This window comes from Tardiphaga sp. (assembly GCF_028290495.1).
GTDB lineage: Bacteria > Pseudomonadota > Alphaproteobacteria > Rhizobiales > Xanthobacteraceae > Tardiphaga.
Genome location: NZ_JAQGJT010000025.1, coordinates 58,151 through 70,277, shown reverse-complemented (window position 1 = coordinate 70,277; position 12,127 = coordinate 58,151). Strand labels below are relative to the sequence as shown.

Sequence of the window (12,127 nt, the reverse complement as noted above, 5' to 3'; positions counted from 1 at the left end):
ATACGGCTCCTCAGAATGAGGACGGAGATCTACGGTACGCCGTGAACTTCTTCCCCTCCCGCGACGACCCATCCCTGTCGCAACCTGCTCTGCGGCCCCTGCCCTGTGCGCCGATTTCCGGCTAGGGTGAGGCATCGAGGGTCTTTGGGGGAATTGCCTATGTCGTCCGGCTGGATTTTTCTCGGCGTTATCGTCGTGCTCGTGTTCCTGGCGTTCGCCGCCTACAACCGGCTGGTCGCGCTGCGGCAGCGGGTCGATCAGTCCTTTGCCGATGTCGACGTGCAGCTGAAGCAGCGCCATGATCTGATCCCGAATCTGATCGAGACGGTGAAGGGCTATGCGGCGCATGAGCGCGGCACGCTCGACGACGTCATCAAGGCGCGCAATTCGGCGATGACCGCACAGGGACCGGCGCAGGTCGGCGCAGCGGAAAACCTGCTCTCCGGCGCACTCGGCAAGTTGTTCGCGCTGTCCGAGGCCTATCCGGACCTCAAGGCCAACGCCAACTTCCAGCAGCTGCAAAGCGAGCTCTCGGATATCGAGAACAAGATTGCCGCCAGCCGTCGCTTCTTCAACAACGCGGTTTCGGAATACAACACCGGCATCCAGCAGATGCCCGCAGCCTTGTTCGCCGGCACGTTCGGCTTCACCCGCAAGGAATTTTTCGATCTCGGCACCGCGCGGGCCGAAGTCGAGCAAGTGCCGCAGGTGAAGTTCTAGCTGTCGTTCCGGGGCGCGAGGGCGCAGCCCGAGCGAACCCGGAACCCCGAGCTGGCTGAACATCTCGGAGTTCCGGTTCTGCACTGCAGCCGGCTTCGCCGACTGAAGTGCATCCCGGAATGACGAGGAGTCTTTGATGGCCGCCTACGGGCTCTACACCCACATCACCTCGAACAAGACGCGCTCGATGCTGCTGCTCGGCGGGCTGTTCCTGCTGATCTATGTGATGGTGTTTGCCGGCGCGCTGATCGCGGAGGTGCTGCTCAACAGCGATGGCAGCGTCACCTATTATTTCAAGGCGGCGACGGCCGACCTCGTCAAGGCGCTGCCGATCGCCACGCTGGCCGCTGCGGCGTGGATCGCGATCGCCTATTTCTTCCACCAAAACATGATCGACGCCATCACCGGCGGCGAGAGCGTGACAAGGCAACAACAGCCTCGGCTGTATAATCTGCTGGAGAACCTGTGCATCTCCCGCGGCATCGCCATGCCCCGGCTGAAGATCATGGAGGACGATGCGCTCAACGCCTTCGCCACCGGCCTCAACTCCAGGCAATATTCCATCACCGTCACCACCGGGCTGCTGCACGCGCTCGACGACGACGAGATGGAAGCCGTGCTCGGCCACGAGCTGACCCATATCCGCAACGGCGACGTGCAGCTGATGGTGGTCGCGGTTATTATCGCCGGGGTGGTCGGCTTCACCGCCGAACTGTTCTTCCGGCTGTTCATCAATTCCGGGATGAATTTCGGCGGCCGCTCGCGGTCGTCGTCCTCTTCTTCGTCATCATCCTCGTCGGACAACAACAAGGGTTCCGGCGGCGGCGCGGTGATCGTGGTCATCGTGGCGGTGGCGTTGATCGCGCTGGCCTGGGCGCTGTCGCTGGTGGTGCGGCTGGCGCTGTCGCGTTCGCGCGAATTCCTTGCGGATGCCGGCTCGGTCGAACTGACCAAGAACCCGGATGCGATGATCACCGCCTTGCGCAAGATCGAGGGCCGCGGCGAATTGCCGGGCGCCACCTCGGCGGTGATGGAAATGTGCATCGACAATCCCCGCGAGGGCTTTGCGGATCTGTTCGCGACGCATCCTTCCGTGGATGCCCGGGTTGCAGCCCTGGTGCAGTTCGCCGGCGGCCACGATCCCGGCCACATGGCGCTGCCGGCAGAGCCAGGCCCGCCGTCGCTCCCGGACGACAGCGCGCCGCTGCCGCCGCGTTCGGGGCCGTGGGACGACGCCGCGGCGGGAACGCCGCAAGGACCGTGGGGCCGGCATGCGTGAGGCTGGTCAGCCCTGCCATGCGCGTGAATCCCGTGGACCTGTTCGATCCGGCAATTGAAATCTCCCTTGTTTCTGCCATGTTCGCGCCCAAAGCAGGCTTGGGGTAATGTTTAGCGTGCGAGTCTCCCTCGCGCGGATGCTCCAATGAAAAAGCGACAAAGGAATTCCATGGCGAAGCCAGCAGTGATTGTGGTCGGCGCGGACAAAGGCGGCGTCGGCAAGACGACGGTGTCACGGACGGTGCTGGATTATTTCAGCGCCAACAATGTGCCGACCCGCGCCTTCGATACCGAATCGCCACGCGGCACGCTGAAGCGCTTCCATCCGGACATCACCGAGATCGTCGACCTGACGACCACGGCCGACCAGATGAAGATCTTCGATACGCTCAATTCGTCGGCGCCCTCGGTCACCGTGATTGATGTCCGGGCAGGCCTGATGTCCAAGGCGCTGGCCGATCTGCGCGACATCGGCTTCCTCGACGCCGCCAAATCCGGCCCGATCACCTTCGCCGTGTTCCATATCCTGGGCCCGTCGATCGCGTCCCTGGACGAAATCGCCGAGACCGCCGGCTACATGAACGGCGCGAAATACTTCCTGGTGAAGAACTTCATCAACAACACCAGCTTCTTCGAATGGGACCAGGCGACCTACAACTCCTATTTCCACCGCATCAAGGACGCGGTCGAGATCACCATCCCGAAGCTCAACGAGATGGCCTATGAGCAGGTCGAGGTGTCGTCGGTGCCGTTCCTGAAGTTCGTCGCCAACAAGGGCGTGCATGACGAGGCCGCTAACTATTCCTTCGTGCTGCGCGGCTATGTCCGGCACTGGCTGGCCAATGTCTGGAGCGAATTCGACCGCATCAAGCTGACCGACCTCGTCAACGACAAGCCCAACCGGCCCGGCGAGAAGTAAGGCGCGCGTTCTTACCTCTCCCCGCCCGACAGAGCTTTGCTTCGCCGGGCGGGGAGAGGTCGGCATTCGTGCGAAGCGAAGCCGGTCGGGTGAGGGGCCTATCGATAGGCCTGTGCCCCCTCCCCCCAGCCCTCTCCCCAAAGGGGAGAGCAGGCGCACGGCCATTGCCTAGCGAAAAATAATAGAACGATCGTCCCGCCCCGCCCGATATATTGCCTTCATGCGCCGCACGCCCGTCTACATCATCTGCTCGACACGCCCGCAGGTCGGCAAGACGCTGACGGCGCGGCTGCTGACGGAGTTTCTGGCGTTACAGCGCGGCGGCGTCATCGCCTTCGACATCAGCCTGAAAGAGCCGTCGCTGCTGGATTTCCTGCCGAAGCTGACGGAGACCGCCAGCGTCGAGGACACCTTCGGGAAGATGCAGCTGATGGACCGGCTGATCGTCAATGACGGCGTCGGCAAGGTGATCGACCTCGGCTACCACGCCTTCGACGAATTCTTCCGCATGACCGCCGAGATCGGCTTCGCCAAGGAAGCAGCAAGGCGCGGCGTAGCGCCGATCGTGCTGTTCATGGGCGACACCGACCGCGCCTCGCTGCGCGCTTATGCGACGCTGCAGGACCAGTTTCCCGCCCGCGCGCTCTATACGATCGACAACGAGCACGTGTTGCGCGGCGAAATCCCGCCCGCGCTGGCGGAAGGCCACGTGATCGAGATCGCGGCGCTGCCGGTGTTCCTGAAGACCTATATCGACCGGCTGACTTTCTCGTTCACCGGCTATCTGCGCGCCGAGAAGGATTCAACGACCGAGTTGCACCAGTGGATCCGGAAGAACTATTTCAGCTTCCGCGAAATCGAGCTGCAGTTGTTGCTGCAGCGGTCGTGATGCGTGGTCGTCATTCCGGGGCGCGAGAGCGTAGCTCGAGCGAACCTCAGCCGCTCCAATTGGAGCGGCGGGGGATCCAGAGCTGTTCAGAACATATCGAGGTTCCCGACCTGCGCCATCCGGCTTCGCCGTCTGCCGCATCCCGGAACGACAGTTCCGATCAATGCCCGTCGAACGTCATCAGCGTGCGCACCGGAACACCCATCGCGCGCAGCTTGGCGGCGCCGCCGAGATCCGGCAGATCGATGATGAAGCAGGCCGCCATCACTTCGGCGCCGATCTGGCGCATCAGCTTGCAGGCGCCCTCCGCGGTGCCGCCGGTGGCGATCAGGTCATCCACCAGAATGACGCGCTCGCCGGGCTTGATGGCGTCGGCATGCACTTCCATCTCGTCGAGGCCGTATTCCAGCGAATAAGCAATGCTCACCGTGGTGTGCGGCAGCTTGCCCTTCTTGCGGATCGGCACGAAGCCTGCCGAAAGCTGGTGCGCCACCGCGCCGCCGATGATGAAGCCGCGGGCCTCCATGCCGGCGACCTTGTCGATCTTCAGCCCGGCCCAGGGCTGCACCAATTCGTCGATCGCACGGCGAAACGAGCGCGCGTCGCCGAGCAGCGTGGTGATGTCGCGAAACAGGATACCCGGCTTCGGATAATCCTTGATGGTGCGGACGGAGGCTTTGAGGTCGTGTTCGAGCTCGGGGGGCATGGTTTGTTTCTCAGGTGAAATGATGGTGTTCGTCATTGCGAGGAGCCCTTGTGACGCAACAATCCAGACTGTGCGTGTGGCTCTCTGGATTGCCGCGTCGCTTCGCTCCTCGCAATGACGGCTGCATGGTTAGTGGACGGCCTTTAGCCGGAACGCGTTCTCGACGATGCGCAGGCCGACGTCGCCACCAAGCGACATCAGCGATTCCGGGTGAAACTGCACGCCGCCGATGGGCAGGGTCTTGTGCTCGATCGCCATCGCAATGCCGTCGTCGGTCGAGGCGGTGACAGCGAGTACGTCGGGCATGCTGCCCTGCTCGACGAACAGCGAATGATAGCGTCCGATGACGATTTCGTTCGGCAGGTTGAACATCAATCGCCCGCCGCGATTGCGCACGCGCGACGGCCGGCCATGCGCCGGCTGCGCGAGCTGGCCGAGCACGCCGCCGAAATACTCGCCGATCGCCTGCACGCCGAGGCAGACGCCGAAGATCGGCATGTTCTTCGCCAGCGCGGTGTCGATGGTGCCCTTGATACCAAAATCTTCCGGGCGGCCGGGTCCCGGCGACAGCACCAGCAGGTCGAATTTTTCACGCGCCAGCACGGTCTGCGCATGGACGTAGCGCACCACCGTGACGGTGGCGCCGACCTGACGGAAATAGTCCGCCAGCATGTGGACGAAACTGTCGTCATGGTCGATCAGCAGCACCTTCTTGCCGGAGCCGGAGGCGTCTGGTGCGAACGATGACAGCGGCTTCGGCGCATCGCCGCGCAGCGCCTGGAACAGGGCCGCAGCCTTGGTCTGGCATTCGACCTCTTCGGCGACGGGATCGCTATCGAACAGCAAGGTGGCGCCGACGCGGACTTCAGCGAGGCCGTCCTTCATGCGGATGGTGCGGATGGTGATCCCGGTGTTGATGCCGCCGTCGAAGGTGACGGCGCCGATCGCGCCGGCGTACCAGCGCCGCGACGAGCGCTCATTGTCCTCGACGAACTGCATCGCCCATTTCTTCGGCGCGCCGGTGACGGTGACGGCCCAGGCGTGCGTCAGGAAGGCATCGAGCGCATCGAAGCCCGGACGCAGGATGCCCTCAACATGATCGACGGTGTGGAACAGCTTCGAGTAGGTCTCGATCTGCCGCCGCGCCAGCACCTTGATCGAGCCGGGCACGCAGACCCGCGCCTTGTCGTTGCGATCGACGTCGGTGCACATGTTGAGCTCGAATTCGTCCTTCTCCGAATTCAGCAACTGGCGAATCTGCTCGGCATCGCCGATGGCGTCAACGCCGCGCGCGATGGTGCCGGAGATCGGACAGGTCTCGATGCGGCGGCCGTCGGAACGCACGAACATTTCCGGCGAGGCCGCGACGAGGAATTCGCCGTCGCCGAGATTCATCAGCGCGCCGTAGGGCGAAGGGTTGATGACGCAGAGCCGCTGGAACACTTCAGCCGGCGAGCGCTCACAGGGCTCCGCGAACAATTGCCCGGGCACCGCCTCGAACAGGTCGCCGCGGGCAAAGGCCGCGCGTGCGATCTCGACCGTCTTGCGGTAGTCGCCGGGCGCGTGGTCGGCAAAGCCCTGGCGGGCCAGCTTGTTGTAACCGCTGTCCGGCGTGTCGCGCGAAAGGCCGGCGGTGGATTTTCCGTTCCAGGTGAAGTCGTAGCTCAGCGTGACGCCGCGGCCGGTGGCGCGGTCATAGGCCAGCAGGCGATCGGGCAGATACAACACGATATCGCGCTGGTCGGCCTCGCGGGCGCGCTTCGGCTTGAGGTCCTCAATCTGGAATACGAGGTCATAGGCGAAGGCGCCGAACAGGCCGAGCATCGGGTCTTCCGACGAGAACAGCCGCGCCACCATCTCGCGCACCAGCGACATCACGGAGGCTCGGCGGGTGCGCTGGTCTTCATCGACCGGCGCTTCGCCGCGGACGATGTGGCCGCGCAGCGCGGTAGCAGAGCGGTCATCAATGACGACGCAGGCGTCCGCCAGCGCATCGCCGAGGAACGCGATCAGCACCTCGCCGCGGGCATTCAGCGCAGTCAGCGCGAATTCCGGCCCGGTGGTTTCCAGCAGCAGCGGCGGATCGGCAAAGCCGAGGTCGAAGCTCTCATAGCGGCCGGGCACCGTGGTGCCGGACGACAGCACCACGCCACGGCGGCGGTCGAGCAGCTCGATCAAATCGTCGAGCGCGGCGCCGCCGGTAAAGGCGGCGGCATGGCGCATCACGGCAAGACCGCCGCGGGTTTGATAGGCAGTTTCGGCGGGAAGCGAAAAAACCGTCCTGTTCATGGTGTCCTCTTACAAAATCCGGGAGAGGCGCGCCACACAGGACAAACGAACAAAGGCCGTCGCACTGCGAGGGCGGCCTTTGACGATCAAAACACGAAAAATCGCACAGCCACCTCGGTCAGGAGGTGCGCCACCAGAGTCGGGTGTTGCGGAGGGCTGCGTTCATGGGGGGAATGAGCCATGCCGGGAGGGGAAGGTCAAGGGAGCTTTGGCGGATTCTGCGCGGCACCGGAGGCGCCGCAGCCCTGCTCCAGCACGAACACCGTCACACTGCGATCGCCCACATCTTCTTCGATCGGCACCCAGCCCTGCCGGAGATAGAAATTCCGGCGCAGTTTTGGCGCGCAGAGGTAAACGCGGTCGATCCCGAGCGCGAACACGTCCTGCGCTGCCCGAGCTACAAGGGTGCGTCCGATCTGGCGCTTCCGGTGTTCCGGATCGACCCAGACCGCTGCCACCCAAGGCGTGTATTGTGGCAAATCCTCCAGATCGGAGGCGATGACCGACGACGTTCCCAGGAAGGTCGGGCCATCATGCGCGACCAGCGCGATCGGAAGCGGGTCGGCGTTCAGATTTTCAGTCAACCGGCCCGCGATATAAGCGAGCGGCACGCCCTTCGGTTCCCACCACGCCTGCCAGATACGATCGGCGACGGTGTCGAAGAAGTCCGGGCACTGGCGGAGATCGGAAACGGTGAAGTCGGCTGTCATCAGCCCGACCTACAGGGTCGCGGTGATCGCATCAAGCTGCCACGAGGCCGCGCGTCATGGCCCGCGGGATTCGCCGGCGAGTCGCTTTAGCATCGGATAGGAGGACGTCGTACCGAACTTGCCCTGCGGTACACCGCAGTCTTCGTAGCCGCATGACAGATAGAAGCGGTGGGCAGTCTCGGTACTGATCAGATGACAGACGTCGTTGCCCTGCTCCCGTGCAGTCACCTCGAGCTGCGCCAGCAACGCCCGGCTGACGCCTTTGAACCGCGCATCGGGCGACACATAGTTGAGGGTGATCTCGCCGTCGGTCCTCACCGCGCCGACCGCGAGCACAGTCTCGCCCTCCACGGCGACGAGAAGGCTGTTATCGGGCTCCGCGATCCAGCCCTCCACGATCTTCGGGGTCTTGTTGACGAGCCAGCTTCGCAGAATCGCAGGGTCGTCATGATGATCGGTGCCGCAAAGCTCGGCAATGGAGCGGCGCAGGACATCGCATATCACTGCGGCCTCATCGCTTCGTGCTTTGCGGATCAGCATGCGATCAAAGGGACCTATCCCAGATGCTTCCGGAAGAACGCCGTCGCCCGGCCCCAGGCCAGTTCGGCGGCTTCGCGGTCGTGCACGCTGGCGCGCTGTTCGTTGACGAAAGCGTGGTCGGCCTCATAGCGGAAGAATTCGGCCGGTTTACCAGCGGCCTTCAGGCCGGCCTCGAACGCATCGACCACAGCCGGGGTGCACCAGTCGTCGCGGTTGGCGAAATGGCCCTGCAGCGGGATCTTGACGTCGGCAGGCTTGGCGGCGCCTTCCGGCGGGATGCCGTAGAACGCCACGGCAGCGCCGAGTTCAGGGATCTTGCAGGCGCCTATGATCGACACCGCGCCACCCATGCAGAAGCCGGTGAGACCGACCTTGGCGCCATTGCGGGCGAGATATTGCGCGGCGCCGCGCACCGTCTGGGTGGTGGCGTCCATGAAATCCAGCGAGTTCATCTCTTTCGCCGCGGCGTCCGTGTCGTGATAGGGCACCACCACGCCGTCATAAAGATCGGGCGCCAGCGCGTCGAAGCCGGCCAGCGCGAAGCGGTCGGCGAGGCCCTTGATCTGCTCCGACAGGCCCCACCATTCCTGGATCACGATCACGCCCGGCGCGTTGCCGGTTGCGGTATTGGCGAGATAGCCCGCGGCATCCTTGCCGTCCGGCCGTTTGAAGCTGATGTGGGTGCCCATGGAATCCTCCGCTGGAATGCTGTTGGGGGCAACCTACAGACCGCCTGCTGTCAACTCAACCGGGTCAACGCCTGCTGGAGGTCGCGCTTGTAGGTCAGAAAATCGACAAACAATCCGTGCTCGCCGCCGCCCTGCCGCGGCGGCTGCGCGAACCACTGCGCAGCCTCGCGACGCCACGCGGCGGCTGCCTCCGGCCGCGCATGGCGCGCCGTCAGATAGGCCGCAATCACGCGGGCCTGCAGCGCACGCCCCTCCCAGCCGACGCCCGCGCCTTCGAGCAGCCCGGCCACGTACAGGCCGTTATCCCCGGACGGGAACATGTTCATGAACAGCCTGGGCGCACCGGCCGTCTCCTGCCAGTCCAGCGCACGGAGATCTTCGAGGAACGGAAATGTGATCCGGTAGCCGGTCGCGAGCAGCACCAGATCGACCTCATCCGAGCGGCCGTCCTCGAACACCACGGACTTGCCGTTGAATTCGCGGACCGGCTTGCGCAGGCCGACATCGCCCTGCCCGAGATGCTGCAGCACCAGCGAATTGACGATCGGCGTGCGGTCATAGAGCCGGTGCCGCGGCTTCGGCAGACCAAACCGCTCCGGCGCGCCGACGATGAAACGCAAAATCGGCTCGTGCAGGCGCGAGCGCAGGTTCTTCGGAATGATGAAACGCTTCGGTCTGTGATTGCCTTCGTCGGCCGGCTTGCCGGCCAGAAACTTCGGCACGAAATGATTGCCGCCGCGCACGCTCCACAGCACCTTGTCGGCGCGGTGCACGGCATCGACGACGATATCGCAGCCGGTATTGCCCATGCCGACCACCAGCACGCGCTTGCCGGCAAAGATATCGGCGGTCTTGTAGTCCTTGGCGTGCATCACCGGCCCGTCGAAGACGCCGGATGTCTTCGGGATCAGGGGATCGCTGAGATGGCCGTTGGCGATGATGACGCCGGCATAATCGGACGCCGTGCCGTCGCTGAAGCTGGCGCGCCATCCCGCTCCCTGCCGCACAAGGGATCGCACACCGGTGTTGAAGCGGATCAGCGGATAGAGATCGAAGTGCCGGGCGTAGCTCCGCAGATATTCGAGCACCTGGCGATGACCGGGATAGTGCGGCCAGTCCTCCGGCATCGGGAAGTCCGCGAAGGCCGTGGTGCGCTTCGACGAGATCAGGTGGGTCGAGGCATAGACCGCGCTGGGCTGAGCGCCATACAGCCATTGCCCGCCGACATCGGCGTTCTGCTCGACGGCTTGCACGGCAAGGCCTGCGGACTTCAGGCTCTGGATGGCGGCAAGACCTGCGGGGCCTGCACCGATAACGAGATAAGTCATGACGTCCGCTCCGGCCGGCCGTCCCGATAGCGCGTAAACACGGCGCGGGCATCGAGCTTCGGCGCATAGCCGAATTCGGATTTGAGCCGGGCGTTATCGAGCACGGGGCGATACTGGATGAACTTGACGTTTTGCGGTGTCAGCCTGGTCAGCCCCAACGCATGCAGCAGCCACAGCGCGCTTTTCATCAGCGCAGGCGGAATCGGCACAAAGGGCTTGCCGTTGAGCTGCGCGATCTCGCGCAGGCTCAGCGTACCGTCCCCGGCCAGATTGTAGATGCCGGCTTTGCCGCCGCGCACGGCCTGCGCCAATGCTGCGACCACGTCGGAATCGGCGATCAGCGAGAACGGCGTCGCGGTGCCGCTGAGGCCGGTCACGACCCCGCGCTCGAACAACGCGGTGATCTGGTTGCGGGTGGTCGGCCCCAGCACCGTGCACGGCCGGAACACGGTCTGCAGCAGTTGCGGGTGATCAACGCGCCAACGCGCCAGCATCTCCTCGACCTCGCGCTTGTTGCGCGCATAGGGAAAATCCTCGTTGCCGCGCAGCGGATCGCTTTCCCGCAGCGGGACCGGATTGTCGGCGTGATAGCCATAGGCCGCCCCGCTGGAGGTCACGATCAGATGGCCGACACCGGCCGCCAGACAGGCCTCCAGCACATTGCGCGTGCCGAGCACATCGATCTCGTAGTCGCGCCTGTCGTCACCGCCGACCGCAACGACGGAGGCCAGATGCACGACCGTGCGCGGCTTCACGCGGGCGATGACGCCCTGCAAAGCGGGATCGCGGATGTCGCCATGCTCATAGGCCACGCCGGCCAAACGCTGCGCCGCCGGGACTTCGCGCAAATCGAGCGCGGTGACCGGCCCGTCATGGCCGCCGGCGAGTTCGCGCAGCAGCGCGCTGCCGATGAAGCCCGCGGCTCCCGTGATCAGCACGCCGCCATTCGTCATCGTCTCGTTCATGCTGCACCATCTGCGCGAACCGGATGCGGATCGCGGCGTTTCCACCAGGCCGCCAGCGCCCAGCCGGACACCAGATGCCAGACGCCCCAGCCGGCGGCGACCAGCGCCGCGCCGCCGAGGCCATCGAACTGCGTCAGGATCAGCGCCAACCCCAGCCCGGAATTGTGCATGCTGACCTCGATGGTCAGCGCGCGGGTGTCGTAGTCGCTGAGCCGCAGCACGCGCGCGACGCCCCACCCGAGCGCCACCGCAATCGCGTTATGCAGTACGACGAAGGGCAGCACGGCGGTCGAGAACACCGAGATATAGCGCCAGTTGGTGACCGTCGCGGCGAGGATGAATCCGATCAGGAACACGAACGAGAGGATCTGCAGCGGCCGGCGCAGTCGCTCCGCCAGCGCCGGCAAATAGCGCACGGTGAGCAGGCCGGCGACCATCGGCACGCCGAGCAACAGCAAGGTCGATCCGAGGAAGGAAGCGGGATCGACACTGACCTGCCGCAGCAGGGCCGCGGTGTGCGGATTGAGCCCGGCCCAGAACAGAATGTTCAGCGGCGTGGTGATCACCGCGAGCAGGCTGGAGACCCCGGTCATCGACACCGACAGAGCGGTGTTGCCGCGCGCCATATGGGTGATGAGATTGGAGATATTGCCGCCGGGACAGGCCGCCACCACCATCATGCCGAGCGCGATGGAGGGTTGCGGCTTGAGCAGCATCGTGATCGCGAAGGTGACGGCCGGCAGCAGCAGCAATTGCGCGGCGAGGCCGGCGAGCGGCGCCGCAGGACGCCGGAATACGTCCACGAAATCGGCGACCCGAAGATCGAGCGCGACGCCGTACATGATCAGCGCCAGCACGATTCCAAGCGCCATCTGGCCGCCCGGACTGATGTTCAAGAGAATTTCGTCGATCCCCGCGCCCGGCATATTCCCCCCGATGAGCGCGGATGTCGTTGAAGCTCACCGAGCACATCTCCCGCATTTGCGGGAATCATATTCAACCGGTGCGGGACAGGCAATCGTTTGCACGCGCACGCATGGAAACGAAAAAGGGCCCCGTCAGGGGCCCTTTCCGAAGCATGTTTGCTGCGCCTG

General features: G+C 64.6%; 12 protein-coding genes. 4 read left to right on the top strand and 8 right to left on the bottom strand.

The features are described 5' to 3' along the window. Positions 1-159 precede the first annotated feature (159 nt). From JWQ24_RS04805 to JWQ24_RS04790, 4 genes are all read left to right on the top strand, one after another. Positions 160-720, top strand: coding sequence for a LemA family protein (locus JWQ24_RS04805; RefSeq protein ID WP_299805032.1), 561 nt, complete (start codon positions 160-162; stop codon positions 718-720). A gap of 136 nt (positions 721-856) precedes the next feature. After that, positions 857-1,999 (top strand): M48 family metallopeptidase, encoded by a 1,143-nt coding sequence (locus JWQ24_RS04800; protein ID WP_299805030.1) that lies wholly within the window; start codon positions 857-859, stop codon positions 1,997-1,999. A 168-nt stretch (positions 2,000-2,167) separates the two neighbouring features. Next, complete coding sequence (locus JWQ24_RS04795; RefSeq protein WP_299805028.1) at positions 2,168-2,917, top strand: hypothetical protein; 750 nt, start codon at positions 2,168-2,170, stop codon at positions 2,915-2,917. Positions 2,918-3,137: 220 nt separating this feature from the next. Then, on the top strand, positions 3,138-3,806 hold the full coding sequence (locus JWQ24_RS04790) for a hypothetical protein (RefSeq protein WP_299805026.1): 669 nt from the start codon (positions 3,138-3,140) through the stop codon (positions 3,804-3,806). 160 nt (positions 3,807-3,966) lie between these two features. Here JWQ24_RS04790 and JWQ24_RS04785 read toward each other — a convergent pair whose 3' ends face one another. The 8 genes from JWQ24_RS04785 to JWQ24_RS04750 all read right to left on the bottom strand — a co-directional run bounded on the left by JWQ24_RS04785 (position 3,967) and on the right by JWQ24_RS04750 (position 11,929). Beyond that, positions 3,967-4,512 (bottom strand): adenine phosphoribosyltransferase, encoded by a 546-nt coding sequence (locus tag JWQ24_RS04785; protein WP_299805023.1) that lies wholly within the window; start codon positions 4,510-4,512, stop codon positions 3,967-3,969. Positions 4,513-4,641: 129 nt separating this feature from the next. Continuing rightward, positions 4,642-6,801 carry an anthranilate synthase component I gene (locus JWQ24_RS04780; RefSeq protein WP_299805020.1) on the bottom strand — a complete coding sequence of 720 codons (2,160 nt, stop codon included), beginning with the start codon at positions 6,799-6,801 and terminating at the stop codon, positions 4,642-4,644. Between the two features lie 197 nt (positions 6,802-6,998). Next, positions 6,999-7,511 carry a GNAT family N-acetyltransferase gene (locus JWQ24_RS04775; RefSeq protein WP_299805018.1) on the bottom strand — a complete coding sequence of 171 codons (513 nt, stop codon included), beginning with the start codon at positions 7,509-7,511 and terminating at the stop codon, positions 6,999-7,001. 54 nt (positions 7,512-7,565) lie between these two features. Then, a complete protein-coding gene (locus JWQ24_RS04770) occupies positions 7,566-8,051 on the bottom strand; it encodes a GNAT family N-acetyltransferase (RefSeq protein WP_299805015.1) in 486 nt (161 codons plus the stop codon). A 14-nt stretch (positions 8,052-8,065) separates the two neighbouring features. Then, on the bottom strand, positions 8,066-8,740 hold the full coding sequence (locus JWQ24_RS04765; RefSeq protein ID WP_299805013.1) for a dienelactone hydrolase family protein: 675 nt from the start codon (positions 8,738-8,740) through the stop codon (positions 8,066-8,068). Between the two features lie 50 nt (positions 8,741-8,790). Then, a complete protein-coding gene (locus JWQ24_RS04760; RefSeq protein WP_299805011.1) occupies positions 8,791-10,068 on the bottom strand; it encodes an NAD(P)-binding domain-containing protein in 1,278 nt (425 codons plus the stop codon). Beyond that, the gene (locus JWQ24_RS04755) at positions 10,065-11,033 is read right to left on the bottom strand and encodes an SDR family oxidoreductase (protein WP_299805008.1); all 969 of its coding nucleotides are present in this window, start codon (positions 11,031-11,033) and stop codon (positions 10,065-10,067) included. Before JWQ24_RS04755 ends, JWQ24_RS04760 begins: the two co-directional genes overlap by 4 nt. Next, the gene (locus JWQ24_RS04750; RefSeq protein WP_299805006.1) at positions 11,030-11,929 is read right to left on the bottom strand and encodes a bile acid:sodium symporter family protein; all 900 of its coding nucleotides are present in this window, start codon (positions 11,927-11,929) and stop codon (positions 11,030-11,032) included. The genes JWQ24_RS04755 and JWQ24_RS04750 overlap by 4 nt, the downstream gene beginning before the upstream one ends. Positions 11,930-12,127 lie beyond the last annotated feature (198 nt).